Source organism: Alkalimonas sp., from assembly GCF_020831925.1.
Classification (GTDB): Bacteria; Pseudomonadota; Gammaproteobacteria; order Enterobacterales; family Alteromonadaceae; genus Alkalimonas.
This window is the reverse complement of record NZ_JAFIFQ010000130.1, coordinates 1-1,744: the sequence shown is the minus strand read 5'-3', so window position 1 is coordinate 1,744 and position 1,744 is coordinate 1. Positions and strand designations below refer to the sequence as shown.

The window sequence follows — 1,744 nt, the reverse complement described above, 5'->3', positions numbered from 1 at the left end:
GATTTAAGGTGCTTTGCACAAAAATATTCTGGTTATGAAAGTACTTGCGCTCAAACAACCGGCAAAACAGCGAGTTGTAAAAGGTTTCGGCCAGCTCAGCCTGGGGATGCATTTGCAACAGTTCGCTGTAGTGTTGTTTGACCTCCTGCCAGAAGCCGGTGGAGCCGCCCGGATCCGGCAGCTGCTGCTTTAGCTGCAGCAGGGTTTCATTGACCCGTTGGTCGTAAAATGAAATGCGCTCCGAGCTTAGCTGCATAAAGCCTGGCCAGTCGGCTTGATTAAAATAGCGGCTGGCCGCCCCTGTGCTGTCCTGAAATAGCGCAAAGTGGCGTTTAAAGCCCTTTAAAATTAATTCAGCGATGGTTTTAGCGGTAAGCTGCATAGCACGTCGAGTGGCCGAATATCAGCTGTCCATCATCGCATGAAAAAGCTCAAATGCAAGTTGAACCTTGGTTTGCTCTTTCGGGTTTTGTTTGCGCACCAGCGACTGGCGAAACGCATAATGATAAAGCTTAGGCTTAATAAAACGCAGCCTGGGGGCTTGTGCTGCCTGCTGATATGGCCTGGCCAGCTCTTCTGGCAGGTAACCGAGGTATCGGCCAGATAGCAGCAAAGCCAGTCGGGTATCGAACTGATAGGCTTTGGCCTTGGGGGTAAGCTTTTGCAGCTGCGCCCGGCCGGCCGGATCAATATCGACCCCTGGGTAAATGGCCGGGTAGCTGGCCAGTAGGGCATCGTCTATATCGGCATCTGACCGGTCGAACAACGGATGCCCTTGTGCGCAGCACAGATAGATGGGGGTGCTAAATAAAGGCTGATAGCTCAGGCCATCGATCTGCCGATAGCCGGGCATCAAGCCTAGATGGGCCTCATCGCGCAGCAATGCCAGCTCGATATGTTGCAGTGGTGCTGTATCCAGGCACAGTTCGAGCTCAGGTGCTACTTCAGCCAGCTGATCGATCACTTTGGCCAGCCAGCTTAGCCTGGACGGTGGCAGTTGATCCGAGCTAAGCATCACCAGCTCACCGCTCAGCTGGTTGTCGAGCGAAGCTACCAATCGGGAAAAATGTTGCTGTGCTTCACTTAACTGCAGGATGCCATTGTATATTTGCTGGCCTTCCCGGGTCAGCGCAAAGCCTTGCCGGCCGCGATGACACAGCCGCAGCTTGAGCCGCTGCTCCAGATTAGCAATGTGAATGCTGATGGTGGAGCGGGTAATGTTCAGGCTGGTTTCGGCCGCGGTGAAGCCGCCGCACTCCACCACTGTCCGAAATACTTGCAGCAGTTTTAAATCGTACTGGGTCAGATTATGCATGGGCCTGGCTCTATAGTTTGATAGATATCAAACTAAACGTTTAAAGTTTGGTATTTAACCTTAGTTTATTCTGAGGTTCAATAGAGCACAAGGCAGTCGCAGCAACTCAGCCACCGATAGCACCCACGGAGAGCCGCATGAACACTTTGAACATGAGTACTTTGAAACAAAGCGCTTTATTAAGAAACGACAACTACTGGCAAGGCAACTGGCAAAACGCCACACAGCGTTTTGCCGTCACCAATCCGGCGACCGGTGAGTTATTGGCTGAGGTGGCTGATGCCACGCCAGCGCAAGCGCAGCAGGCGGTCAGCGCCGCCGCTGAGGCCTTTGGTAGCTGGTCGGCACTGCCTGCAGCCGAGCGTTCGGCTTTGTTGCTGCGCTGGCATCAACTGCTGTTGGCGCATCAGGATGAGTTGGCCCTGTTGC

The 1,744-nt window shown here is 53.4% G+C and carries 3 protein-coding genes; 1 reads left to right on the top strand and 2 read right to left on the bottom strand.

Features of this window, described 5'->3' with window-relative positions; translation table 11 throughout:
• Both JJU14_RS16610 and JJU14_RS16605 read right to left on the bottom strand, forming a co-directional pair.
• The coding region (locus tag JJU14_RS16610; RefSeq protein ID WP_228614826.1) for an isocitrate dehydrogenase kinase/phosphatase AceK regulatory subunit at positions 1-382 on the bottom strand (382 nt) is incomplete at its 3' end.
• Between the two features lie 21 nt (positions 383-403).
• Positions 404-1,315: a LysR family transcriptional regulator gene (locus tag JJU14_RS16605; RefSeq protein ID WP_228614825.1), complete on the bottom strand. Its 912-nt coding sequence runs from the start codon at positions 1,313-1,315 to the stop codon at positions 404-406.
• Between the two features lie 137 nt (positions 1,316-1,452).
• On the opposite strand from JJU14_RS16605, the gene JJU14_RS16600 reads away from it, so the two are divergent.
• Positions 1,453-1,744, top strand: a 292-nt coding sequence (locus tag JJU14_RS16600) for an aldehyde dehydrogenase family protein (protein ID WP_228614824.1), incomplete at its 3' end; no start/stop codon positions are given.